The organism is Lacinutrix himadriensis, from assembly GCF_001418105.1.
GTDB classification, from domain to species: domain Bacteria; phylum Bacteroidota; class Bacteroidia; order Flavobacteriales; family Flavobacteriaceae; genus Oceanihabitans; species Oceanihabitans himadriense.
Window position 1 is genome coordinate 513,330 of the sequence record NZ_LIQI01000027.1, and the last position, 26,019, is coordinate 539,348.

Here is a 26,019-nt window from a genome sequence, read left to right on the forward strand (position 1 = left end):
AAAAATAGAAATACTATTGCTTTAATTCCTATTGATTTAAAAAATATTGAAACTTTTCAGAAAATAAACCAACATGATAGCCATCCACCAATGCGTGATTTACGGATATTGCTACATTCATGCTTAAGGTATTTTTCTCTCTATTTACTTTACTAAATGCTATTTTAGGTACCGAATCTTTTTCTCCAAAAAACGGTTCTTTATGCCCTGAAAAATTCACCCAAGGCAATGCCGAACAATGTATGCAATCTAATCCATTTCTTTCTGGAAACAAATTACTGGAGGATTGAATCCTTGTTTTTTCAGATTCTAAATGCTTTAAAAATACATCTAAATTCTCATCAAAATCGACAAATGAAAATCCGAAGGTTTTATCCTCTCTCATTATGGTTGGCGATGCATGAATAATATCATAAGCAACTACTTCATTGTTAATAATTCGGTATTTCAAATTATCTACACTATTAATTGCTTGCATGCAAGCGTGTAAATATTTACCAAAAAAACTAATTTCATTCTCCTTAGAAAATTGATATGCTTTTGTAACATCCAACGGAATAGTAACCCCAAAATAAGGATCAAACATTTTATTAAAATGCTGAAACTGCTCTGCTCTATTCCATGTTTCTAAATTAATCTTTTTCAAATTTCTATAATAGATTTAAAATTTCTTTTAAACTTTTTACGGTTCTATATGCTTTACCATTGGTTTCTTTTTCGGTTACTTGTTCATGAGCCCAAGTAGTATGAAAAGGAACGTGAATAGCCTTTGCTTGAATATTTACTAATGGTAATATATCGGATTTTAATGAGTTTCCAATCATTAAAAATTCTGACGGATTGATATCTAAATGTTTTAATAATTTAGAATAATTTTCTTCTTTTTTATCGCTTAAGACTTCAATATGATGAAAATAATCCAGTAAACCTGATTTTTCCAACTTTCGTTCTTGGTCTAATAAATCCCCTTTTGTGGCAACGATTAATTTAAATTTTCCAGATAAACCTTTTAGTGTTTCTTCTACGCCATCTAATAATTCTACTGGCTCCTTAAGCATTTGTTTCCCAATGTCTAAAATCTTTTCTATGGTTTTATTAGAAATGGTATAATTAGATAATTCTAAAGCCATTTCTACCATAGATAAAACAAAACCTTTCACGCCATAACCATATAAAGGTAAATTCTTCATTTCCATTTTAAAGAGCTCTTGATCTACTTTATTAGCAGTTTCAAAACCTCCTAAAAGCTTGGCAAATTCTAATTCAGCATCCCGAAAATACGTTTCGTTTACCCAAAGCGTATCATCTGCATCAAAGCCTATTACTTTTATATTTTGGTATTCTGTATTCAATTCTTTTACAAATTTTTAATTTGAATTTATAAGATTCCCTTTTTCAAGGGAATGACTTCGTCATTTCCAGAGTTTTTTTGCTCTTTCTAAATCTTCAGGAGTATCAATTTCTACACCTTGCACATTGGTTTCTACCATTTTGATACGTTTTCCATATTCTAAATAGCGAATGCATTCAATTTTTTCTGAAGCTTCTAATGGTAACATTGGTAATCTATAAAAATCTAATAATGCTTCTTTTCTAAACGCATAAACCCCTTTGTGTTTGTAATACTTTGCGCCAACATCTGTTGCTCTTGGAAACGGAATTGGGCTTCGTGAAAAATACAAAGCAAAGTTGTTTTGATCTACGATTACTTTTACTGTATTGGAATTTTTAATTTCTTCGTCGTCGGTAATATGTACCATTAAAGATGCTAAATCGACTTGTTTTCTGTATCTTCTTTAAAAACTTGGATTAACTTTTTTAAGGAAGCTACTTCGGTAAATGGTTCATCTCCTTGCACATTTACAACAATATCTATATCTAGATTCTCTACAGCTTCGGCAATTCTATCACTTCCACATTCATGTTCTTTGATGCTCATGATTGCTTTACCTCCATGACTTGTAATTTCTTTAAAGATAATTTCGCTATCGGTTACCACAAAAACATCATCAAATAGATTGGTTGCCTTTGTCGCTTCGTAGGTACGAAGAATAACTGTTTTACCATTAAGGTCTTGCATGAGCTTACCTGGAAAACGAGAAGCACTATAACGTGCAGGAATCATGGAAATTATTTTCATATATGCTATTAATGTTCTTACAAAAATATAACTTTTTAAATTGAAATAAAGATTTTTTGAAACCAAATATACTCCTGACAAAGCTTTAGAAATATTTAATTGCTTTTCGTTTTATATTAAAAATCGAAAATCTGTATTTTAGATTCCGCATTCGCGAGAATGACAATTTTAATAGAAATCTCAAGGCTATACCTAGAGAAATATTTTTTTGATTATGCCTTACTAGATTTAAACTTTTTATAAAGTCTGAAAATAATAAACAGTACTATTACAACCAGAACAACAGCTAAAACAGGAAGAAATACAGAGATAATAGACATTACAATTGCGGTTCCTGTTTCTAAAGTAGAGATTACAGGATTTGCTAAACCTGCGGTTGTGGTTGTAGATGCTAATCGCGTAACACTGGAAGTTCCTGCTACTGCAGCTGCTGTTCCTCCTCCAGCAATGATTGCTAGAGCCCAAGTGATTACCGGACTTAAATCTACAACTGTAGAAACCATTACTGCCGTTCCTGCAATTGCTGCTAAAGGCACTGCAATAGTGTCTAATACATTATCTACAAACGGAATGTAATAGGCAAATATTTCAACAATAGTAGCAACACCAAGTGTTACCACAGCTGTTAAACTACCAATCCACAGCCATGAATCATTAAGTTCCCAAACATTAAAATGTGCTGCAAGACTTAATGCAAATAATGGCACAAAGACGCGAAAACCAACAGATGCCGCGAGTCCGATTCCTAAAAAAATACTTAATATAGCTTCTGGTGTCATTCCCATCTGTCCCTTTGTGACATCTTCCCAAAGGGAAGAAATCTTATTTTTAAAATATGTTTACGTTATTGCTTTTCTACAAAAAACTCCTCTTTAAAACCAATAAGGTACAATTTTTCTTTGGCTCTTGTAACTGCTGTGTATAGCCAACGTAAGTAATCTCTATCGATGCCATTTGGTAGATATGGTTGTTCTACAAAAACGGTATTCCATTGTCCACCTTGCGATTTATGACAAGTAATGGCATACGAGAATTTTACTTGTAAAGCGTTAAAGTGTTTGTTTCCTTTAATCTTTAAAAACTTTTTATAATTACTGGTTTCGTCTTCAAAATCTTTTTGCACTTCTTGGTATAATCGGTTGGAATCTTCATAGGCTAAAGAAGGCGTTTCGGCAGAAATAGTATCTAAAAGTAAGACGGTTTCAAAAGGAATCATATTCGGATAATCTACCATACGAATTTTTACTTCCGCGAAGCGAAAACCATATAATTCTTGAATAGAGAATATTTCTAACACTTCAATAATATCACCATTTGCAATAAAACCAGCTTCGGTTGTTGGTTTAAGCCAGAAGTAATTATTTTTAACCACCATCAAATAATCTCCTGCAGAAAGTTCATTTTCATTAAATAAAATGCGCTCTCTAATTTGCTGATTATACATATTTGCACGTTTGTTACTTCTAACAATAATGGCAGTTTCTTCGTTTCCAAGGTTGCTATACGAATCGTTTATAGCATCCATAATTTCGTAACCATCCACAAGACGCACAATATCTGTAAAGGCTTTTAAATCAAATTTAAATGTTTCGGCAAAAGAACTCGCAATAGCTTCTCTTAAAATGGTCGCATTCTCTAAGATTCCAGAATCTTGTCCTTGACGCACAACTTCGTCTAACTCCATTCTAGTGACATCTTTATCATAGTTTAGTGTTAACGTATTTTCGTCTAAGGCTGGGCTTAAATCTAATTTTACAGGAGGTAATTGTGCCGTATCTCCAATTAATAATAATTTACAATTATGTCCAGAATATACGTATTTCATTAAATCGTCTAACAAAGAACCATTTTCAAAGAGTTTAGAATCTCCTGGAGTATCTGGAATCATAGAAGCTTCATCGACAATAAAAATGGTGTTTTTATGCTTATTAGGTTGTAAAACAAAATTGACACCTCCCCCTTTATTCTTTTTGGGGAAATATATTTTTTTATGAATAGTAAATGCTGTTTTTTTAGAATAACCAGAGATCACTTTTGCAGCTCTACCAGTTGGTGCCATTAGCACAGCACTTTTTTTAGCTTGCCACAAATGGGTAACAATAGTACCAATAATAGTAGTTTTTCCTGTACCTGCATATCCTTTTAATAAATAAAGCGCATTGGGTCTATCCGAAAAAATAAACTCAGAAAGTTGCAATAAAACAATATCTTGTTTTGGTGTTGGTTTAAACGGAAACTGTTGTTTTATAAGGGAATAAAATTGGGATGCGTTCATTAATTGTGGCTGTGAGATAAAATTTCATCAAATATAGTGATGATTTTTATGCTGTTTGGTTTTAACGATTAAAAAAAAATTGTAGATTTGCGAAAGACCTTTAATAAAATTTAATTAATCATACTATGAAATTAATACTAATTGCAATTGCAGTAATTCTTGTAACTATTGGTTTGGTTTGGCTTATTGACAAGTTCATTCCATCTAAGTTAAGACCAGTTTTAATGATCGCTCTTTGGGCTTTAATCGCCTTTTTAGGATACCAAACATTTAATTCTATCTATGAGCCTATTAAATTTAATAAAGTAAAAGAAAAGCGTTACGCTGCTGTTATTGAAAAAATGGTAGATGTTAGAGATGCGCAATTAGCACACAGACAAGTTATTGGTAATTTTGCTCCTAACTTTGAAAACTTAATCAAATTTATTGATACTGCAAAGTTTACTATTACACAACGTAGAATTGAAACGGTTCTAGATGAAGAAAGAACGAAACTTTTTGGTGGTGTTGAAACGATGAAAGATATTACTGTAATTGATACATTAGGATATGTTTCTGTTAAAGATTCTTTATTTAAGAATTCAGATAGATATAAAACTATGATGAATGTTCCAAGTATTGAAGGTGCCAAAATAGAAATGAAAGCTGGTGTACTTGGTGAAGAAGGAGAAAATAAGATTCCTGTTTTTGAAGCAAAACTATTAAAGAAAGTAATTTTAGCAGATCAAAATAAAGATTTATTAGCACAAGAAAACGAAACAATTTCTGTGGACGGTGTTAATGGAGATGCAATTAGAGTTGGATCTTTAGAAGAAATAAATACTAGTGGTAACTGGCCAAAAACTTATGGCGACAGCGAATAATAAAACAACCATACTAATTAACCAAGAATTGTCCATTCAAATAAGTTTGAATGGACTTTCTTTTTGTATACTTCAACCAGATACAAATACCATTTGTTATTTAAAACATTTTGCTTTTAATCAAAAACAAACACCATTTCAAGTATTAGACGATTTAAAGAAAATATTTAAAACGACAGAGGCGCTACAAACCAATTTTAGCACCATACACGTTACTTATATTAATGATCTCTCTACACTGGTACCAAAACCTTTATTTAAGGAAGATGCTATTGCAGACTACTTAAAATTCAATTCTAAGATTTTGCAATCCGATTTTATTGCACATGATATTCTTGAAATAAATGATAGTGTAAATGTTTATGTACCCTACATGAATATTAATAATTATTTATACGAAAGGTTTGGAACCTTTGCATACAAGCATTTTTCAACTATTCTATTGGAAGAAATCCTACAGACTGAAAAACATGCACAAGATGAAAAAATGTATGTACATGTACTTACCAATCACTTTGAAATTATAGTCACCAATAAAGGGAAATTAACACTTTACAATACGTTTACTTTTACAACAAAAGAAGATTTCATATATTACATTCTCTTTACTGCAGAACAATTACAACTCAATCCAGAAACCATAACACTGGTGCTTTTAGGAGATATTTTTGCAGAAGATGAATTATACAATATGGTATATAAGTATATACGACATATACAATTTGGAAAACCAAATACCAATTACCTACTAGAAGTAGAACAACAAACAATACATTCTAATTATATTTTAAAGCATAGCTTTTAATGCGAATAATCTCAGGAACATACAAAGGCAGAAGAATAACTGCACCAAAAAAATTACCCATTAGACCAACAACAGATATGGCTAAGGAATCTCTATTTAACATCTTAAATAACCAGTATTATTTTGATGCGGTATCGGTATTAGATTTATTTAGCGGAAGCGGAAATATTAGCTATGAATTTGCCTCTAGAGGGACCACAGAAATTACTAGTGTAGATGCTCATTTTGGTTGTATTAAGTTTATAAACGAAACTGCTGAAGCTTTTAACATGCAAATACAAACCATAAAAAGTGATGTATTTACTTATTTAGCTAAAACAACCACAAAACATACTATTATTTTTGCCGATCCTCCTTATGACTTTCCAGTTGAAAAATTTTCTAAAATACCAGAATTAATTTTTCAAAATAACTTGTTAGAAGAAGATGGAGTATTAATTATAGAACACTCTAAACATACAGACATTTCTCAATTAGAAAACTACTCGCATTCTAAAAGTTATGGTGGTAATATGTTTAGTTTTTTTGAAGTTTCCAATAAGGAGTAAGATTCTTTCGTAATCGTATTCGCACGTAAAAACACTGAAAATCAATAGCTTATGTTTATATTATTAGCCTTTTTACTATCTTGTAGTTGCTAATAATCAAAAACATAAATTATGAAAACCTTAAAACTTTCACTACTCTTATTATGCCTTGTAATAAGTAGTCAACTTTCCTTTTCACAAGGCGATTCCCCAAGATATAAAGATCTCGTTGTAGAGAATCCAGAAGCTGAAAAAGATATAGAAGTGGTAAGCGCCTATGTTAATGCTTTAGTTAATAATAAAATGCTAGAAGCAGAAAACTTATTATCCGAAAAATATATTGGATATGGGCCTGGTCCTAACGACTCTATTTCAAAACAAGGAACAATTAAAGCATGGACAGAAACGCACCAAGTACGTAGCAATGAAAAAGTAGGCTTTGTATCCCAAACCTTTAGAGTTCTGCAAGGCGATTTACAAGGCGATTGGATTTCACAATGGGGAACTTACAGTTTTACTCAAAACGGAAAACACGTGGAGCTTCCCTATCAATTAACAGCACGAGTAAGCGACGGAAAAATAAACAGAAGCAGAATATATTTTGATAATCTATCCATTGCTAAATCATTAGGATATAAAGTAATTCCTCCCAAGGAATAATTGATTTTATAGCAAAAAAACAATGCCCTTTACTCACGTAAAGGGCATGTTTGATTAAGTAAATCTATAAGCCGGATTTTGTTTCCCAATACATCGAGATCCTTATCATTTATCTACGTGTATTGTTACCAATACACTTTAGCTGCCTACCCTCTAACATCGCGCGTGTACGCTCAAACATTAGTTTACATGACATTGCACCACAAAGAGTTTACCTGGTTTCACTACAGCATTACCTGTACATACTTTCTGTTGCACTTTTCCTAGCCTCACGACTGGTGGCTGTTAACCACTTTGTTACACTATGGTGTCCGGACTTTCCTCCATCTGGATTGCTCCAAATAGCGATAAGGCGAAATACTTGCTGCAAAATTACAACAAACAATTTTATGTTTTTCAAGGAAAAGGTTTTTTATTTTGGAAGTTTTTCTATGTATCCATATTACTAAAATTAGGTAGTACCATCTTGTAATTTACTGGGTGTAAACTTGGATTTTAATCTTCATATTAGAAATGCTATAAGTAAGATAATTCTAACTAAAAGTAAAGTTTACTTGACTAATAGTATTATATTTTTTACATTTGTAAGGAATTCAATCCGAATATTATGAAAATAAATTATTTGTTTCCGAATAAGTTCAAGAAAATTGGTTGGCTTATCCTTATTCCTTCCGCTATTATTGGTTTAATAACGCTTATTTATGAGTATGAACCTTCCTTTTTAGACTTTAATGTTCCTGCAATTTTTGTTAATGAAATTTCATTTACAGATAGTAAACGACTTTTTGGAATGGTAAACAACAATATCCTTAATGAGATTCTTGGAATTTTAATTATTGTTAGTTCCTTATTTGTCGCTTTTTCTAAAGAAAAATCGGAAGACGAATATATCTCCAAAATAAGATTAGAGTCTTTAGTTTGGGCAGTGTATGTTAATTATGTAATTCTTCTACTTTCATTTATATTTATTTTCGACTTTTCCTTTTTATGGGTTATGATATTCAATATGTTCACTGTTTTATTATTTTTCATAATCCGATTTAATTGGCAAATTTCTAAACTTAAAAAGTCAGCTCATTATGAAGAATAGTATTAAAGTAGAAAGAGCAAAAAAAAATATTACGCAAGCTGACTTAGCTAAATTAGCGAAAGTTAGTAGGCAAACAATTAATGCTATGGAATTAGGTAAATATGTTCCATCCACAGTTTTGGCTTTACGATTAGCTCAAATTTTTGAAGTCGAAATTAGTGAAATCTTCACTTTGGAAGATTCCGATTGGGATTAGGTTTATTGCTGCCAACAGATTTCTATATGCATTAGCGGAAGTAGTTATTATTCCTATTGCTCACAAATAACAACTCTCCATTTATTAGTATACAGTACGCGACCATCATTTTGAATATGTGGTTTTATGGCTTCTGTCATTGTTTCGTGAACTTTTTCAAAACCACTATTGTCAATAGCTTTGGCTGCTGGACCGGCAGATAATAATCCTTTTAATATAGGTATTCGGATAATCCCAAATAGGTGCTATATCATTATTAGCAATTGTTTTTAAACCAATTCCTTCTATAATTTTTTCTAATAGCTGCTAACGCGCTTCTTTACTTTATAAAACGTTTAGGTATAAGAAGCAATGGTTTTGTATGTGAGGGTTTGCTGAAGAAAAATTAGAAGTAGTAAAAGTGTACTGTTCTTTGTTTAAGTACTAATTTACACATTATTTTATGCGATGTTGTAGGTAGTTATTTTTATCAAAAGGTTGTATTGTTCTAAAAATTCCATCTTCTGAACAAAAATTTAATACTCCATTTTCACTGATTAAAAAATATTCTCCGTGAATATTAGGTTCCCAATCATCATATCTAGTTTCTCCATTTAATTTTGTAGCTCTGACTTTATTTGATGAATTACTTCCATCGTGATAGCAAGTCTCAAAATGAAATTCTCCATCCTCTTCTAAAAGAATTAAGCTACTACTAACATAAGGTGTTTCGTCAATCCACTTTCCAAGAGTTTTTCGTTCTTCATTGTTCAGTCTATCTATAAGTGATTTTTCTTGTTCACTCGTTAATCCGTTTATTTGGGTTTTTAAATTGTCTTGTTCGAAAGTGCTTGTCGCCCAATAACCTTCATTATTTGAATTGTTTTTAAGGATGTAAGAAATAAATAATTTTTCTATATTTTTAAACATATCTTTTTTCAAAAGTTGAGCAATCCAATCTAGGTGGTCTCTTTCAGCTTTTGATTCTAATTCAATTTCAACTCTTGCATTTCCTTCTCTAATAAAAAACGTAACATTAATTTCAAATTTGATTGAGTTGCCTTTCGTAATTTCAGATGGAATTTCTTTAAGATAAGTATGTCTTTCTTTTGTTAAATCATTAAGCTTGATAGCATCGAATTCATAAGAATTATTTTTTTGTATTAATTGCAAAAACTGAATATTTCTACCTTTTAGTCTTTCCATCATTAAATCTTTTTCAGATTCTTTCATATTTAAACCAAAATAAATTGATTTTAGGCAATTTGGATTATAAGGATGTTCTCCATAAAATCCTGTAACTATTCTATGTTCTTGTTCATAATTCCATCTTTTCGACTTGTAACCTGCTAATTTCTGTACAACTTGTTCAGTTTTGGTATTGTTTATATCCCTAATGCTATATTCAGGTGGTTTTTTGTTATAGATAACAGGAAAAGAAAATGTCTCAAATGATTTATAGCTATTGGCTAATAATTCTAAATCATATTCTATACAAAAGCCTTTATGACTATCTGCATAATGAGCCCAAAGTAATTCATCTTTAAAAGTTTTGGATAGAGAGTATATACCAATTCCTTTTTTCTTTATTTCGAATAAGTTATGAAGAGCTTTCTCAACTTCTAAAAACTGTTCTGATTTTTCTTTACTGAATAGTTTAGCAAAAGTTTTGGATTGTATCTTAAAAGGGTCTGTATTTATAAGTGTTTCGCAAGGGTCATTTAAATCATCAAATTTAGGTGACCAATAAAAATTTCTTTCAAGAGACCCTAAATCTCGCTCAAAATTCCCTCCTCTATATTTAAAGACTCTCATTTTTTTTTAATTACCTACAACGGTCTCGTGTATGATTAGTGGCGTGTTTAAGTAACTAATTTAGCAAATAAAAACCGAATAGAAAATCCGCAAGGATTTTCGTAAGCAAGCCTGAACTAGCCATTAATTATAAATGTTGTTAGGCAACGTTTTTTAATATTATATCTACTATATTCTGAATATTAGAATCTAACATTGAAACTTTTAGTTCTTTAATCTGTCTTTGTTTAGTTCCAATCACAATTCTTTTTTCAAAAGGAGGTTTTCCTGAGCGATTTATTATTATTCCAACTAAAACGATGTTGTCCCACAATATTTCCTCTTTTTTACGGTAAACCAATTTGTCTTTTTTTATCTCAAGTATTGGGTAGTCAACCAAGAGTTTATAACCAAAAAACATTATAACAAATAAAAAAAAGCTAAGTATCATTAACATTCCGCTCAACTTCCAATTGGAACCATTTTGAAAATCATAGAATAATTTTGCAGATATTAACAAACAAAATGAAATTATAATCCAATAAGTTCTATTTGCTCCAAATTTCAATCCGTGAGTAGATTCCTTTTTGGAATATTTTGGAAAACTTGAAAGTTTAGCTTCGTAATACCTAAATTTATTTAGGTGTTTAAAATTATCTAAAAGGTTTGGTTTTTTATCTATTACAAAATACTTGTCAGAGATTATTTTAAATAGATACTTTTTGATTTGATTATTTTCCAATTCGATGATTTCAAATGTTGCCTAACTCGTTATATCCAACCTTTTTTTATCCATATCCCTAAAACGAATCAGGATATGGTGATTTTTTTGCTGTGGTTATCTCGTAAATATAACCATTTTTTAAAACAACAAATCGATACATACACGAGTAGATTCTATTTAATACATGCTTTGATTTTAAGATACGTTATCCTACACAAAGCTAATTCCCAAAAAGATAGCATAAAGACAATCTATTAAGTCCTTATCTCACCTCCTTTTTGTTAATAACTCCTATTAAATTTTAAGTCTAAAACCCACAATTCTAATTGTAATTTTTAACTTTGTTATTCTATTTATTAACTAGCATTTTAAGATGCTAAAACAATTAAGTTACCTTGGAACACTTTGTAGTATCAGCTAGAAAATACAGACCCCAAACATTTAAAGATGTTGTGGGTCAGCAGGCTATTACAAACACCTTACTTAATGCAATAGAAAACAATCATCTAGCCCAAGCATTATTATTTACAGGTCCTCGTGGTGTTGGTAAAACAACCTGTGCACGTATTCTTGCTAAAATGATTAATAGCGATGGTACCGAAAAACCAGATGAAGATTTTGCTTTTAATATTTTTGAATTAGATGCAGCTTCTAACAACTCTGTAGATGATATTAGAAGTTTAACAGATCAAGTTCGTATTCCGCCACAAGTTGGTAAATACAAAGTATATATTATTGATGAGGTACACATGTTATCTCAAGCAGCTTTTAATGCTTTTTTAAAGACCTTAGAAGAGCCACCAAAGCATTGTATATTTATTCTTGCAACTACCGAAAAGCATAAGATTATACCAACCATCTTATCGCGTTGTCAGATTTTCGATTTTAAGAGAATTACGGTTAAAGATGCGAAAGGGTATTTAAAATACATTGCTAAAGAACAAGGTGTAGAAGCCGAAGATGATGCACTTCATATTATTGCTCAAAAAGCTGATGGAGCTATGCGTGATGCGCTTTCTATTTTTGATAGAGTGGTTAGTTTTTCTGGTAAAAACTTAACGCGTCAAGCAGTAACCGAAAACTTAAATGTTTTAGATTACGAAACCTATTTTACGAGTACCGACTTTATTTTAGAAAACAAGATTCCTGAATTATTAGTGCAGTTTAACACTACGCTATCTAAAGGTTTTGATGGGCATCATTATATTGCAGGACTAGCAAGTCATTTTAGAGATTTAATGGTTTGTAAACATGAACAAACAATAGAGCTTCTAGAAGTTGGTGAGCAAACCAAAGCAAAGTATTTAGCCCAAAGTAAAAAAGCTTCGCAAAGCTTTCTGCTAAAAGGAATAGAACTCGCTAATGATTGCGACTTAAAATATAAAACTAGTAAGAATCAGCGACTACTCGTCGAACTAACTCTAATGCAGCTTGCCTCTATCACTTTTGATGGAGAAAAAAAAAATAGCAAAAACTACATAATTCCTGCTTCCTACTTTGTAAAAAAAGGAATAACACCAATTCCTGTACAAAGACCTAAAGCGGAAGAAAAAAGTATTCCGAAGAAAGCAGAGACTGCACCAAAACCTGTTGCTACAAATACAAATACCGAAAAAGCGCCAAGCATTCTTTTAAACAAACAGAAAAATAGGGCTTCCGGACTTTCTTTAAAAAGTATTCGACTAAAAAAAGAACACCAAATTAAACAAATGGATGTTGTTCTTGATGAAGAAGACTTACCATCTGACGCGTTTACAGAAGAAGCTGCCATTGAAGCTTGGTATGCTTTTGTTAAGAAAATTGAAGCAGAAGGACAGTATAATTTAGCTTCCATTTTATCAATAGACAAACCAAAAATTTCGGGAACCACCATACATGTAGAATATCCAAATGCTACAAACAAGGTAGAAATAGAGCGTCAGCAATATCCTTTATTAGGTTTTATTAGAAAACAACTGAATAATTATGACATTAATTTATCGGTTACCGTAAACGAACAATTGGAGAAAAAATACGCCTATACCAACCAGGATAAGTTTGAGAAATTAATGGAGAAAAATGCCAATATAGAATTACTCCGAAAAACTTTCGACTTAGATGTTTAGTTTTAAAAAACACCTTCCACTACTCTTTTTACTCCTTGCAATTGCACTTTCTAGTTGCGATGGACGAGATAAAAAGCATCGCACTACACAGCAAGATTTAATAGAAAATAAAGCATTAGATACTTTTAGTGGTGCTATTACTACGGTTCCAGAATCTTATTTTGAAAATGTCACTGATACCCTATTTAGTAACGGTTACCAAATGCATACTAAGTTCTATTCTAGTATGGAAAGCGGCGTTATTGTTACAGATAGTACCGATTTAAAAACCTATTACAGAGACATTCTAATAGATATAAAAGTTTCTAAAGACAGTAAAGAAATCTTTAATAATACCATTGACAAAGCCTTCTTAATGGAGAATAATATTTTTAATAAAAACGATGCTGCCGACTATTTAGTTGCAGATTTTTGGTTAGATAATATGGATCACGAAGATGGATTTCCTATTCTTGTGTTGCAATATGAAAATCCGAAATCTAAAAAACAACGGTTGTTTCGATTTAGTTTTCATGAAAAAGGATTAATATTTGAAGAAGTAAATTAATATGCTAGGATTAAAACTACCAACAGATCCACGTTGGGTAAATATTGTAGAAAAGAATATAGAAGATATTCTTACAGATCATGCCTTTTGTGAGCAAAAAGCAACCAGTACGGCAATTTCACTAATTGTAAGTTTTCCAGAATACACCGATTTGGTTCAGGAAATGGTGGCTTTGGTTAAAGAAGAAATTAGCCATTTTAAAATGGTACATGATATCATTCTTGAAAAAGGCTGGATACTTGGTAGAGATAGAAAGGACGAATACGTAATTGCGCTTTTAAAGTTCTTTCCTAAAGGCGGAAGCAGAACGACACAGTTGGTACATAGACTGCTTTATGCGGCTTTAATTGAAGCACGAAGCTGTGAGCGTTTTAGATTATTATCGGAAGAATTAGAAGATAAGAAACTAGCTCTTTTTTACAAAAACTTAATGGTTAGTGAAGCCAATCATTACACTATGTTTTTGGGCTTTGCAAGACAATATGGCGACCGAAAAGAAGTAGATGAGAAATGGCAAGGCTTACTAGATTACGAAGCTGAAATCATGAAAGATTTAAGCAAAAGCGAAAGTATACACGGTTAAACATTCATAAAAATATATAAAATAAAAAAGCCTTCAAGAATAATCTTGAAGGCTTTTTATATGGTGTAATTGTACTTATATTTTTAATCCAATACCTAATTGAATAGTAGAATTTGTAGCTTCTAAATCATTAACATTATCATCTAAAATGTTTCCAAATCCATAGCTAAATCTTGCATCTAGAAAAAGATTTTCCAATATATCATATTGTAATCCTGCTACTCCAGAGAAGTTAAATGTTTTATAACCATCTTCGTAATCCCAAATTTTCAAATTTGCTTGTGGTCCAACACCTATAGATAATTCACCAATATGGTAACGTAAAGTAATTGGTAATTGAATATAGTTTACCCTTAGGTTTTCTTCTTTTCCTCCTTCAGCAGAATACATTAATTCTGGCATGATGGATATTTTATCTGAAAAAGCATAATCTACAAAAGCTCCCATTGCTAATCCGTTTCTATGCGTATTACCAAAAGTTGCATCTGGCTCAAAATCTAAATTAGAAATGTTAACTGCTACACGTATACCAGAAGTTACATTCTGCGCTTGCATAAAAAATCCTGTAAATAAAAAGACTGCTAAAAGTAAATTTTTTCTCATTGTTTATAATTTAAAATTAAAGGAACGAAAGTAATAATAAAAATGTTTAGAAAAGAATAAAATTAAATTTTATAACCAACACCAAACTGAATATTGGTTTGTTTTACTTTATAATCGGATTCTTTATCAATTTTATTGGTAAAACCATAACTGTATCTTACATCTACAAAAATCTCACTAGTAATCATATACTCTCCTCCAACAATACCAGAAAGTCCAAAGTTTTTAAATCCGTCGTTTTCTTCATGAATTTTAACTCCTACTAAAGGTCCTGCTCCTGCAGCTATTTTATCTGTAATTCTGTATTTAAATAGAATTGGTGCTTGAATATAATCAATACGTATGGATTTTTCCTTAGCACCTTCGGCAGAAAACTGAAGTTCTGGCATCAAGGATATTTTTTCAGTTAAATCTAATTCGCCAAAAAAACCAAAAGCAAAACCGTTTCTGTGTTCATTTGTAAAATTTGGTTCTGGATCAAAATCTAAATTAGAAATATTCAGTCCGCCTCTTATACCATAAAGCACATCTTTTTCTTGAGAGAATCCGTAAAAAGAGCTGAATAAAAGTGTTAAAATTAGTATTGATTTTTTCATTTGGATACGATTATTATTAATTAGGTCTGAAGTTTTTCGGTATTACATCTAAGATTTGAATACAAGAACCTTCAAAAATAAATTAGTTTATACGTTTTATTATTTGTCGGATAAATATAAATTAAAATACTAAAATTCAAACATTTAAAAGATAAAAAGCAATTTTCTACTGTATATTACTAGAAACGGTGTCATAATACATGCTCTTAATTATACCATCTGCCAAACCAATTTTTGGAACATACAAATCTTTTGCTCCGCTCCATTTCATTGCCGACAAATAAATTCTAGTTGCAGGAATAATTACATCTGCTCTATCTTGGTTTAGGTTTAATTCGGTAATACGTTCTTCATAAGAATACGTTTGTAGCATGTTATAATAACTAGTTAAATAGAAATACGTTAATGGTTTACCAAATGCTTTACCAGAGATCTTAAATATTTTATTAATGTTACCACCAGAACCTATAACATCTATTTTATCATAAGGAGCTGTTTTTTCTTTTATCCATTGCTCAAGTTCGTACCACGTTTCCTTTTTAACAATATCATTTAATAGTCTTACGGTTCCTATTTTAAAAGATTTTGAAGTAATAAAATCTCCGTTTCTTATTACTGTAAATTCGGTACTTCCTCCACCAACATCTACATATAGATAGGTTTTATTTTTATCTATAAATGCATGTAAATCTGTTGCAGCAATAATTGCCGCTTCTTCTTCACCATCAATGATGTCAATTTTCACATCGGTTTGCTCTAGAATTAGTTCCGATATTTTTTCTCCATTCACAGCTTCTCGCATTGCTGAAGTAGCACATGCTTTATATTTTTCTACTTTATGCGATTGCATTAGTAATTTAAAAGCTTGCATAGTATCTAGCATGCGCTTGGTATTTTCTTTAGATATTTTTTGTTTAATAAAAACATCAGCACCTAAACGAATGGGTACACGCACTAAAGAACTCTTTTTAAACCGCGGAGCTTTCCCTTTTTCTTCTATAATATTTGCTATTAATAGTCGTACAGCATTGGAACCAATATCTATTGCCGCGTATTTTTTTATAGATAACATTTATTGTTTATTTAAGTAATACTTATACGTTTCAAATTGAGTGCGAACCTTTGGTTTATTATTGCGTTTGTATTTATTGTTTTGGTTCGCATTTAAAATTCTTGCTTTCACATTATCGCTCCAACATATATTATAAGTATCAATAAGTTCTTGTTTTATTTCTTCGTCATAAATAGGACAGCTGACTTCTACTCTATTATCAATATTTCTGGTCATCCAATCTGCAGAAGAAATATATACTTTAGGAGTATCATTATTACAAAAAACAAACAGCCTTGTGTGCTCTAAAAATTTATCTATAATACTAATAACTTCAATATTTTCACTCATTCCTTTTTTACCAGGAATTAAGCAGCAAAGCCCTCTTATTATTAATTGAATTTTTACACCTGCTCTACTAGCTTCGTATAATTTATCTATCATTTTATAGCTAGACATACTATTCATTTTAAGCTTTATATACGCGGGTTTTCCAGCTTTTACATTTTCAATTTCTTTATTAATTAATTTAAAAAATGCCGACCTTGTATAATGTGGGGATGTAATAATATGCTTATATCTAAACACGCGATAATTAGTGTCAAAAAAACTAAACACTTTATTAATATCTTTTAGAATTTTTTGATTGGTAGTAAATAAAGTGTAGTCGGTGTAGATTCTTGCCGTAGATTCATTAAAGTTCCCAGTACTAACAAAACCATAACGAACGATTTTATTTTTTTCCTGACGTTCTATAACACACATTTTACTGTGCACTTTTAAACCTGGAACTCCAAAGATTAGATTTACACCTTCTTTTTCCATTTGTTCTGCATAATCTATATTTGCTTGCTCATCAAATCTTGCTCTAATTTCTATAGATACAGTAACTCTTTTTCCGTTTTTAGCTGCGTTAATTAAAGAACTTGCAACATGCGATATTTGTGCTAGTCTGTAGATGGTAATTTTAATGGTTTTTACTGCAGGATCTAATGCTGCTTCTCGTAAAAATTTAACGATATAAGAGAAAGTATGATACGGTGCATATAGCAGATAATCTTTTTTAGCAATCTCACTAAAAATACTTTTTTCGAGACTTAGCCCTTTTATTGGTAAAGCTTCAATCTTTTCGTAAAGTAAATCTGTTCTTCCTAAACTAGGAAAGTCCATATAATCCCTTCTATTATGGTATCTACCACCAGGAATAATACTATCTGTATTTTCAATATCCATTTTAGTCATGAAATATTGAAGTGTTTTTTTATCTATGGTTTTGTCATAAACAAAACGAACAGGATCCCCTATTTGTCTGTCTTTAACGCTATCGGAAATTTTCTCAATAAAACTCTTACTTAAATCACTTTCTAAATCTAACTCTCCATCTCTAGTAATTTTAATCATGTGCGCAGTAATGCTTTTATAATCAAAAATATTAAAGATATCATCTAGGCAATAACGAAGTAAATCGTCTACCATAATAATGTAGTTTTTGTCTTCTTGTTTTGGCAAAACAATAAACCGATCCATAGCTTTAGAAATTTCAATAAAAGCATATTGATTTTCGTTATTGGTAAGCACCATATTTACTGCTAGATATGCTGCACTATCTTTAAGATTAGGCAACTCTACAAATTCATTAAGTACAATAGTTACAAGAGCAGGACTTACTTTTTGAATAAAATAGTTTTTAATAAACTGATGTTGTTCTTCGTTAATTTGAGTTTCATTAATAACAAAAATGTTCTCTAATTCTAACTTCTTTTGAATAACATTTAAAATTTTTAAACTTTCACTTTGTTGTTTTATAACTATTTGTGTTATAATTTCTAATAACTCACTAGCTTTTACTCCTCCAAGCTCACTTTTACCTCCTTTTCCAGCTTCAACAATACGTTTTACTGTTGCATATCTTACCTTAAAAAACTCATCCAAATTATTAGAAAAAATTCCTAAAAAACGCAAGCGTTCAATCAACGGAACATCCTCATCTTCTGCTTCTTGTAAAACTCTAGCGTTAAACTGTAACCAGCTAACTTCTCTATTAATATAAATATTATTTAATTTTTCAGGTTTCGTCATTTAGTAGTATTTTCTTAAACAAATATAAATGAATTTATACTTTTTTTAGTTCAAAAACGAATAGATTTATGTTATTTTAAATCCTTCGGAAAAATTTTTAAAACCGTTTTTCCTGTAGTTAGATTTTGCCATGTATCTATATCAAAATCAATACTTACCAAACCACTCGTGGAAACATTGTCGTATACCACAGAACCATAAGTGTTTACAAAGGAAGTAATGGCGAAATTGTGTCCAAAAATCATTAAATGGTTAATGGCATTATCACAACTTTTTATGACTTGAATTAAATCGTTTCCGGCAAAATCATACAATTTGTTATTTGTCTGAAAATCAATAGATTGAAAATTTAATTTTTTTATAAATATGTCTGCTGTTGACCTAGCTCTAATTGCGTCACTGGATAGTATTAAATCAGGAGAAATAATTTTATCTTTTGCATAAGATGAAACTAAAAAGGCATCTTCTAACCCTCTCTCTTTCAATGGCCTTTCAAAATCTATTACTGGATGTTCCCAAGATGATTTTGCATGTCTAATAATGGTAATTTTTTTCATTTCTGTATTCGTTAAAATATTATAAATTAACGATTAAATGTAATCGTTTTTCAGTTTGTCGAATTTTTGAGTTACTTAGCACTTTTATTTGATGAAAATAGAAAATCGCTATTAATTTGTTATATAAGCTATTAATTAATAACCCAAATTTAATAATTAAACTTAATCTAAACACATTAAGAAATTAATGTACTTCCCTCTCTAAAGATTATTCTAATGCTTTGCATTTTGGTTATTTTAATTTAACAAAGTGACTTTTAAAATAAAATAAGAGTCAAAAACATTGTTAGTTACAATGTAACTTAAATAAATTAAAGAATTTAAGATTTTAATATTATGAAAAAAGTAATCTTATTACTTGTGGTATCTCTTATATCGCAAATTGGTTTTACACAAGAATTAGTTAAACTCGATTATTCCGATTTTGAGAATAGTCAATTAATGAAAAGTAGTTCTCTAGAAGACTTTAAAAATTTAGCTACTAAAGCGGAAATTGGAGTTGCTTACTTAGAACAAAATAACACGAAAATTTATAACTCTAAAAATGGTATAAAGTTAATTCGTGTTACAAGTAGTGATATTGAAGAATTAAATACATCCTTAGATTTCTCCAGTTCTGTTGAAATGATAATTATAGATATTTTAACACCTAATTTTAATTTAGACACCATAGACTGCTCTAAACTAAAACAGTTTGACAATTTAAAATACATCTACTTTAGATATCAAATAGAAATCAAAAATAATAGTGAATTACAAAAAATTAATTGTTTACCGATTCATGTAAAACAATTTTACACGAAACAATTAGCTTCTTAAAACATAGACTATGAAAACATTTACTAATCCATTAATAAAAGCAGTAGTCCTTATTTGTCTATGCTTTTTTAGTTTAAATAATCTTTACAGTCAGGTTAGAGTTCCGTTTACGCAAAGAACTGCGGATGATACTCCTGGTCAAACGGTTTATAGTATTAAAGGGGATTTCACTTTAATAGGTAACACCAATTTAACGCTACAAAATTACGGTACTAATACTACTAATAGTAATAATACTATGATTGCTGTAGATGTTGATGGGGATTCTAGCACAACCAATTCTTCTTCTGCTAATTTAAATTTTAGTAACGAAAATGGAGCTATTGAAGATTGTTCTAATATTATATATGCAGGTTTATATTGGACAGGTAGAACTTCTAGTTCTGCTGTAACGTTAGCAAAACGTAGTGTTAAATTTAAACATGCAAATCAAACAACTTATGAAGATGTTGTTGCCGATGTTAATAATATATATTTCCCTGGTGATAATAATATGTATGCTGCTTACGCGGAAGTTACAGATATTGTAAAAGCAAATGGTACAGGTCAATATTTTACCGGAAACGTAGAAATATCTACAGGAAATGGTGGTAGTACTGGTTATTATGGTGGTTGGGCCTTAGTAGTGGTATACGAAAATGATTTAATGGAATGGAGAGATGTTACTGTTTTTGATGGTTACGCCTATTTAGTAGGTTCTCAAACAACAAGTAATCAATTAGATGTTAGTGGTTTTAATGCAATACAAAACGGTCCTGTAAATGTAAAACTAGGAGTAATTGCAGGTGAAGGTGATAGAGGAATTTCTGGAGATTACTTAGAAATATGGGAAGATAAAGATAATGATGGTGTTATAGACACTAGTTTAATCCCGCTTCTGGATGAATGGACACCCTTATCGCATTCGGGAAATTCAACAGGAAACTTTTTTAATTCTTCCATTCAAACGGGAGGTAATACTAGAAATCCAAATCTAACAAACAATACTGGTTTAGATATTAGTATGTTTTATATTAATAATGCAAATAATGATATTATTGATAATGGAGCTACTAATACTAGTTTTAGATATGGATCTATTCAAGATACGTATGTTATTTTTAATATTGCTATGGCAATTGATGCCTTTGTTCCTTCTTTAGATGGTCAAATTGCAATAAACAATATAAATGGTGATGCATCTGTAACGGAACCTTATACCATTAATCCAGGTGAAACCGTACAATTTGATATTGACATTCATAATAATGGTAATGAAGCATTAGAAAACTTTTTAATACAAATTCCTGTTCCAGATACTGGTGTTTTTGTTCCTGGAAGTATTCAATCGCAAGTAATTGCTCCAGCTAATACCACTACATCTCCTTATTTTGATGCGTCTTTTGGTACTAACGGAGGAATTATTTGGCAATTTGGTGATTTACCTGAAGCTATAAATTTAACAGATGTTTTAGCATCACTATCCTTTGAAGTAGAAGCGTCTAACAATTGTGAAGCTTTTAATCCTCCAAACTGTAGCCCAATAATTTCTTTATCAAGTGCTTTAATGACAGGTACTGGTGCAGTCTCACAAAGTCCATTTTTCATAAAATTTAATAGTGGATATCAACAAGCTCCATGTATTGCTTACCCAATATCAGAACCTATAGTAATATCTGTTATTCCTTCTCTTGAAATAGATAGTGCAGCTTCAAACCTTACTGTCGAATGTGATGGTGCTGGAAATACAACAGCTGTAAATGATTGGTTAGCAACTGCAGGAAATGCATCTGTTGTTGGTGATTGTATTATTACTTGGACTAATGATTTTACCGGATTTTCAGCAAATCAATGTGGTGCCGCTGGATCTTCAACTGTGATTTTTACTGCAACAGATTCTTGTGGAAATACAACAACGACTTCTGCTTTACTTACTATTGAGGATAATACTCCTCCGGATCTTTCAAACTGTTCTGTTACAGATGAAATTTTAGAATGTAATGGTACAGACAATGAAACTATTGCAGACAATTGGAATGCAGCTAATCTTTTAGCATTGCAAACATGTCCTGTGGATGATTGTAATACTTCTCCAACATATACTGTTGTTTCTAATTATAATTTTGATAACCTTATTTCTACTTGTGGTGCTGGTGGTACCATTGAAGTAATCTATACAGGTTCTGATGATTGTGGTAACGAAGCGTCTATTACAGCAACTCTTACCCTTAACGATTCTATTGGTCCTGACTTATCTAATTGTTCGGTTACAGATGAAATTCTAGAATGTAATGGTACGGATAACCAAACTATTGCTGATAATTGGAATGCTGCTAATATTTTGGATCTTCAAACCTGCCCAGTAGACGATTGTAATGCGACTGCAACTTATACTGTTGTTTCTAATTATGATTTTGCAAACCTTATTTCTACTTGTGGTGCTGGTGGTACTATTGAAGTTATTTATACAGGTTCTGATGATTGTGGTAATGAGTCTTCTATTACTGCAACACTTACACTTAATGATTCTGTTGGTCCTGACTTATCTAATTGTTCGGTTACAGATGAAATTTTAGAATGTAGTGGTACAGATAACCAAACTATTGCTGACAATTGGAATGCTGCTAATATTTTAGCACTTCAAACATGCCCTGTAGATGATTGTAATGTGACTGCAACCTATACTGTTGTTTCTAATTATGATTTTGCAAACCTTGTTTCTACTTGTGGTTCTGGTGGTACTATTGAAGTAATCTATACAGGTTCTGATGATTGTGGTAATGAAGCTTCAGTAACTGCAACACTTACACTTAATGATTCTGTTGGTCCAGATCTTACTGCTTGTAGTGTAGCAGATGAAACTATAGAATGTGATGGAACAAATAACGAAACTTTAGCAAATGCTTGGAACGCTGCGAACATATTAGCGCTTCAATCTTGTGGTACAGATGCTTGTGATACAGATGCTGTATTTGATGTAACTTCAGATTATGCTTTTACGAACCTTGCTGCTACTTGTGGTGCTGGTGGTACTATCCTTGTTACTTATATCGTATCTGACGATTGTGATAACGAAACTATTCTAACTGCAACGCTTACGCTTAACGATTCTATCGGTCCTGACCTTACGGCTTGTACGGTTGTTGATGAAACGATCGAGTGTGATGGAACAAATAACGAAACCATCGCTAACGACTGGAATGCTGCTAACATACTTGCGCTTCAATCTTGTGGTACAGATGCTTGTGATACAGATGCTGTTTTTGATGTAACTTCAGATTATACATTTACTAACCTTGCTTCCACTTGTGGCGCTGGTGGTACAATCTTAGTTACTTATATCGTATCCGATGATTGTGATAACGAAACGATTCTTACTGCAACACTTACACTTAATGATTCTATTGGTCCGGATTTAACGTCTTGTACTGTGGTAGATGAAACTATCGAGTGTGATGGAACAAATAATGAAACCATCGCTAACGATTGGAATGCCGCTAACATATTAGCACTGCAATCTTGTGGTACTGATTCTTGTGATACAGATGCTGTATTTGATGTAACTTCAAACTATGCATTTACTAACCTGGTTTCCACTTGTGGACTTGGTGGTACTATTACTGTAATCTATACCGTGGAAGATGATTGTGATAATGCAACAACACTTACTGCTATTCTTACACTTAACGATTCTATCGGTCCAGACTTAACCGTTTGTGCAGATGTAACTGACACCTCTGTAGATTGTACAGCAGATCAAAATGAAACCATTGCAGATGCTTGGCATGCTGCTAACCTATTAGCTTTGGAATCTTGTGGTACAGATAGCTGTGATGCAGATGGTCTTTATACCGTAACTTCAGATTACGACTTCAACAACTTAAACGTGGTTTGTGGTCCTTGTGGTTCGCTTCCTGTTACCTATACCGTTGCTGATGATTGTGGAAACACTTCAGAGATTACAGTAACACTAAACTTCGGGGATGCTACTGGTCCAGATCTTATATCTTGTAATGTAGTAGATGAAACTATCGAATGTGATGGAGCAAATAACGAAACTCTTGCAGATACTTGGAATGCAGATAACATTGCAGAACTTCAAGCTTGTGCAATGATATTAATGTAACAATTACTTCGGACTATGTGTTCACTAACCTTGCTTCCACTTGTGGTGCTGGTGGAACTATTCAAGTAACATATACGGCTACGATGATTGTTTAAATACTTCTTCAGTAACTGCAACGCTTACTCTTAACGATTCTATCGGACCTGACTTAACAGCTTGTACTGTGGTAGATGAAACTATCGAGTGTGACGGAACAAATAACGAAACTATTGCTAACGACTGGAATGCTGCTAACATACTTGCATTACAATCTTGTGGTACAGATAGCTGTGATACAGATGCTGTTTTTGATGTAACTTCAGATTATGCTTTTACTAACCTTGCTTCCACTTGTGGAGCTGGTGGTACTATCTTAGTTACGTATATCGTATCGGATGATTGTGATAACGAAACCATCCTTACTGCAACACTTACACTTAACGATTCTATTGGTCCTGACTTAACGTCTTGTTCAGTTGTTGATGAAACTATCGAGTGTGATGGAACAAATAATGAAACCATCGCTAACGATTGGAATGCGGCCAACATACTTGCACTGCAATCTTGTGGTACTGATTCTTGTGATACAGATGCTGTATTTGATGTAACTTCAAACTATGCATTTACTAACCTGGTTTCCACTTGTGGACTTGGTGGTACAATTACTGTAATCTATACCGTGGAAGATGATTGTGATAATGCAACAACACTTACTGCTATTCTTACACTTAACGATTCTATCGGTCCAGACTTAACCGTTTGTGCAGATGTAACTGACACCTCTGTAGATTGTACAGCAGATCAAAATGAAACAATCGCTGATGCTTGGCATGCAGCTAACCTATTAGCTCTGGAATCTTGTGGTACAGATAGTTGTGATGCAGATGGTCTTTATACCGTAACTTCAGATTACGACTTCAACAACTTAAATGTGGTTTGTGGTCCTTGTGGTTCACTTCCTGTTACCTATACCGTTGCTGATGATTGTGGAAACACTTCAGAAATTACAGTAACACTAAACTTCGGTGATGCTACTGGTCCAGATCTTACTGCTTGTAATGTAGTAGATGAAACGATTGAATGTGATGGAGATAATAACGAAACTTTAGCAGATACTTGGAATGCAGATAACATTGCAGAACTTCAAGCTTGTGCAGATGATATTAATGTAACAATTACTTCGGACTATGTGTTCACTAACCTTGCTTCCACTTGTGGTGCTGGTGGAACTATTCAAGTAACATATACGGCTACCGATGATTGTTTAAATACTTCTTCAGTAACTGCAACGCTTACTCTTAACGATTCTATCGGACCTGACCTTACAGCTTGTACTGTAGAGGATGAAACGATTGAATGTGACGGAACAAATAACGAAACCATCGCTAACGACTGGAATGCTGCTAACATACTTGCACTTCAATCTTGTGGTACTGATTCTTGTGATACAGATGCTGTTTTTGATGTAACTTCAGATTATACATTTACTAACCTTGCTTCCACTTGTGGCGCTGGTGGTACAATCTTAGTTACTTATACAGTTGCGGATGATTGTGATAACGAAACGATTCTTACTGCAACACTTACTCTTAATGATTCTATTGGTCCTGACTTAACGTCTTGTACTGTGGTAGATGAAACTATCGAGTGTGATGGAACAAATAATGAAACCATCGCTAACGATTGGAATGCTGCTAACATACTTGCACTTCAATCTTGTGGTACAGATAGCTGTGATACAGATGCTGTTTTTGATGTAACTTCAAACTATGCATTTACTAACCTGGTTTCCACTTGTGGACTTGGTGGTACTATTACTGTAATCTATACCGTGGAAGATGATTGTGATAATGCAACAACACTTACTGCTATTCTTACACTTAACGATTCTATTGGTCCAGACTTAAGCGTTTGTGCAGATGTAACAGACACCTCTGTAGAT

At 31.9% G+C, this 26,019-nt stretch carries 22 protein-coding genes, 1 other RNA gene and 2 pseudogenes; 12 read left to right on the plus strand and 13 right to left on the minus strand.

Annotation, left to right across the window (positions count from 1 at the left end):
• Window positions 1-28: 28 nt before the first annotated feature.
• From AMD28_RS15410 to AMD28_RS15430, 5 genes and pseudogenes are all read right to left on the minus strand, one after another.
• A complete protein-coding gene (locus AMD28_RS15410; protein ID WP_055445014.1) occupies window positions 29-646 on the minus strand; it encodes a CatA-like O-acetyltransferase in 618 nt (205 codons plus the stop codon).
• A gap of 4 nt (window positions 647-650) precedes the next feature.
• Window positions 651-1,352 carry an HAD family hydrolase gene (locus AMD28_RS15415; protein ID WP_055445015.1) on the minus strand — a complete coding sequence of 234 codons (702 nt, stop codon included), beginning with the start codon at window positions 1,350-1,352 and terminating at the stop codon, window positions 651-653.
• A gap of 60 nt (window positions 1,353-1,412) precedes the next feature.
• Window positions 1,413-2,140, minus strand: a pseudogene (kdsB, locus tag AMD28_RS15420) (3-deoxy-manno-octulosonate cytidylyltransferase).
• Window positions 2,141-2,352: 212 nt separating this feature from the next.
• Window positions 2,353-2,919: a DUF4126 domain-containing protein gene (locus tag AMD28_RS15425; protein ID WP_055445067.1), complete on the minus strand. Its 567-nt coding sequence runs from the start codon at window positions 2,917-2,919 to the stop codon at window positions 2,353-2,355.
• Window positions 2,920-2,984: 65 nt separating this feature from the next.
• Window positions 2,985-4,415, minus strand: coding sequence for an ATP-dependent DNA helicase (locus AMD28_RS15430; protein WP_055445016.1), 1,431 nt, complete (start codon window positions 4,413-4,415; stop codon window positions 2,985-2,987).
• Between the two features lie 125 nt (window positions 4,416-4,540).
• On the opposite strand from AMD28_RS15430, the gene AMD28_RS15435 reads away from it, so the two are divergent.
• From AMD28_RS15435 to AMD28_RS15450, 4 genes are all read left to right on the plus strand, one after another.
• The gene (locus AMD28_RS15435) at window positions 4,541-5,278 is read left to right on the plus strand and encodes a hypothetical protein (protein ID WP_193787286.1); all 738 of its coding nucleotides are present in this window, start codon (window positions 4,541-4,543) and stop codon (window positions 5,276-5,278) included.
• Window positions 5,262-6,083 (plus strand): DUF3822 family protein, encoded by an 822-nt coding sequence (locus tag AMD28_RS15440; RefSeq protein WP_055445017.1) that lies wholly within the window; start codon window positions 5,262-5,264, stop codon window positions 6,081-6,083. Before AMD28_RS15435 ends, AMD28_RS15440 begins: the two co-directional genes overlap by 17 nt.
• The gene (gene rsmD, locus AMD28_RS15445) at window positions 6,083-6,631 is read left to right on the plus strand and encodes a 16S rRNA (guanine(966)-N(2))-methyltransferase RsmD (RefSeq protein ID WP_055445018.1); all 549 of its coding nucleotides are present in this window, start codon (window positions 6,083-6,085) and stop codon (window positions 6,629-6,631) included. The genes AMD28_RS15440 and rsmD overlap by 1 nt, the downstream gene beginning before the upstream one ends.
• A 111-nt stretch (window positions 6,632-6,742) precedes the next feature.
• On the plus strand, window positions 6,743-7,270 hold the full coding sequence (locus tag AMD28_RS15450; RefSeq protein ID WP_055445019.1) for a hypothetical protein: 528 nt from the start codon (window positions 6,743-6,745) through the stop codon (window positions 7,268-7,270).
• Between the two features lie 51 nt (window positions 7,271-7,321).
• Here AMD28_RS15450 and rnpB read toward each other — a convergent pair.
• Window positions 7,322-7,634, minus strand: an RNA gene (gene rnpB / locus AMD28_RS15530) — RNase P RNA component class A.
• A 243-nt stretch (window positions 7,635-7,877) separates the two neighbouring features.
• Between rnpB and AMD28_RS15455 the strand changes: the two genes are divergently transcribed.
• Window positions 7,878-8,360, plus strand: a complete 483-nt coding sequence (locus AMD28_RS15455) for a hypothetical protein (RefSeq protein WP_055445020.1) — start codon at window positions 7,878-7,880, stop codon at window positions 8,358-8,360.
• Window positions 8,350-8,556, plus strand: a complete 207-nt coding sequence (locus AMD28_RS15460) for a helix-turn-helix transcriptional regulator (protein ID WP_055445021.1) — start codon at window positions 8,350-8,352, stop codon at window positions 8,554-8,556. Before AMD28_RS15455 ends, AMD28_RS15460 begins: the two co-directional genes overlap by 11 nt.
• Before the next feature lie 435 nt (window positions 8,557-8,991).
• Here AMD28_RS15460 and AMD28_RS15465 read toward each other — a convergent pair whose 3' ends face one another.
• Together AMD28_RS15465 and AMD28_RS15470 are read right to left on the minus strand one after the other, a co-directional pair.
• On the minus strand, window positions 8,992-10,350 hold the full coding sequence (locus AMD28_RS15465) for a DUF2971 domain-containing protein (protein WP_055445022.1): 1,359 nt from the start codon (window positions 10,348-10,350) through the stop codon (window positions 8,992-8,994).
• Window positions 10,351-10,489: 139 nt separating this feature from the next.
• Entirely contained in the window at window positions 10,490-11,071 is a 582-nt protein-coding gene (locus AMD28_RS15470) for a hypothetical protein (RefSeq protein WP_055445023.1), read from the minus strand.
• 377 nt (window positions 11,072-11,448) lie between these two features.
• On the opposite strand from AMD28_RS15470, the gene dnaX reads away from it, so the two are divergent.
• The 3 genes from dnaX to AMD28_RS15485 are packed head-to-tail and all read left to right on the plus strand — an operon-like array spanning window position 11,449 to window position 14,288.
• Entirely contained in the window at window positions 11,449-13,158 is a 1,710-nt protein-coding gene (dnaX, locus tag AMD28_RS15475; protein ID WP_055445024.1) for a DNA polymerase III subunit gamma/tau, read from the plus strand.
• Window positions 13,151-13,705 (plus strand): hypothetical protein, encoded by a 555-nt coding sequence (locus AMD28_RS15480; RefSeq protein WP_055445025.1) that lies wholly within the window; start codon window positions 13,151-13,153, stop codon window positions 13,703-13,705. Before dnaX ends, AMD28_RS15480 begins: the two co-directional genes overlap by 8 nt.
• A gap of 1 nt (window position 13,706) precedes the next feature.
• A complete protein-coding gene (locus AMD28_RS15485) occupies window positions 13,707-14,288 on the plus strand; it encodes a MiaE family protein (RefSeq protein WP_055445026.1) in 582 nt (193 codons plus the stop codon).
• A gap of 75 nt (window positions 14,289-14,363) precedes the next feature.
• Here the strand turns inward: AMD28_RS15485 and AMD28_RS15490 are convergent, their stop codons facing one another.
• From AMD28_RS15490 to AMD28_RS15510, 5 genes are all read right to left on the minus strand, one after another.
• Window positions 14,364-14,891 (minus strand): porin family protein, encoded by a 528-nt coding sequence (locus AMD28_RS15490; RefSeq protein ID WP_055445027.1) that lies wholly within the window; start codon window positions 14,889-14,891, stop codon window positions 14,364-14,366.
• Between the two features lie 62 nt (window positions 14,892-14,953).
• Window positions 14,954-15,487 carry a porin family protein gene (locus AMD28_RS15495; RefSeq protein WP_055445028.1) on the minus strand — a complete coding sequence of 178 codons (534 nt, stop codon included), beginning with the start codon at window positions 15,485-15,487 and terminating at the stop codon, window positions 14,954-14,956.
• Between the two features lie 166 nt (window positions 15,488-15,653).
• A complete protein-coding gene (locus tag AMD28_RS15500) occupies window positions 15,654-16,559 on the minus strand; it encodes a Ppx/GppA phosphatase family protein (RefSeq protein WP_055445029.1) in 906 nt (301 codons plus the stop codon).
• A complete protein-coding gene (ppk1, locus tag AMD28_RS15505; RefSeq protein WP_055445030.1) occupies window positions 16,560-18,617 on the minus strand; it encodes a polyphosphate kinase 1 in 2,058 nt (685 codons plus the stop codon).
• Window positions 18,618-18,688: 71 nt separating this feature from the next.
• On the minus strand, window positions 18,689-19,174 hold the full coding sequence (locus AMD28_RS15510) for a SixA phosphatase family protein (protein ID WP_055445031.1): 486 nt from the start codon (window positions 19,172-19,174) through the stop codon (window positions 18,689-18,691).
• A gap of 336 nt (window positions 19,175-19,510) precedes the next feature.
• Here AMD28_RS15510 and AMD28_RS15515 point away from each other — a divergent pair, with 336 nt between their 5' ends.
• The 3 genes and pseudogenes from AMD28_RS15515 to AMD28_RS15525 form a co-directional block, all read left to right on the plus strand.
• Window positions 19,511-19,993, plus strand: a complete 483-nt coding sequence (locus tag AMD28_RS15515) for a hypothetical protein (RefSeq protein WP_055445032.1) — start codon at window positions 19,511-19,513, stop codon at window positions 19,991-19,993.
• Between the two features lie 10 nt (window positions 19,994-20,003).
• Window positions 20,004-24,098, plus strand: a complete 4,095-nt coding sequence (locus tag AMD28_RS15520) for a hypothetical protein (RefSeq protein ID WP_055445033.1) — start codon at window positions 20,004-20,006, stop codon at window positions 24,096-24,098.
• Between the two features lie 40 nt (window positions 24,099-24,138).
• Window positions 24,139-26,019: pseudogene (locus AMD28_RS15525) on the plus strand (hypothetical protein); the annotation flags it as partial.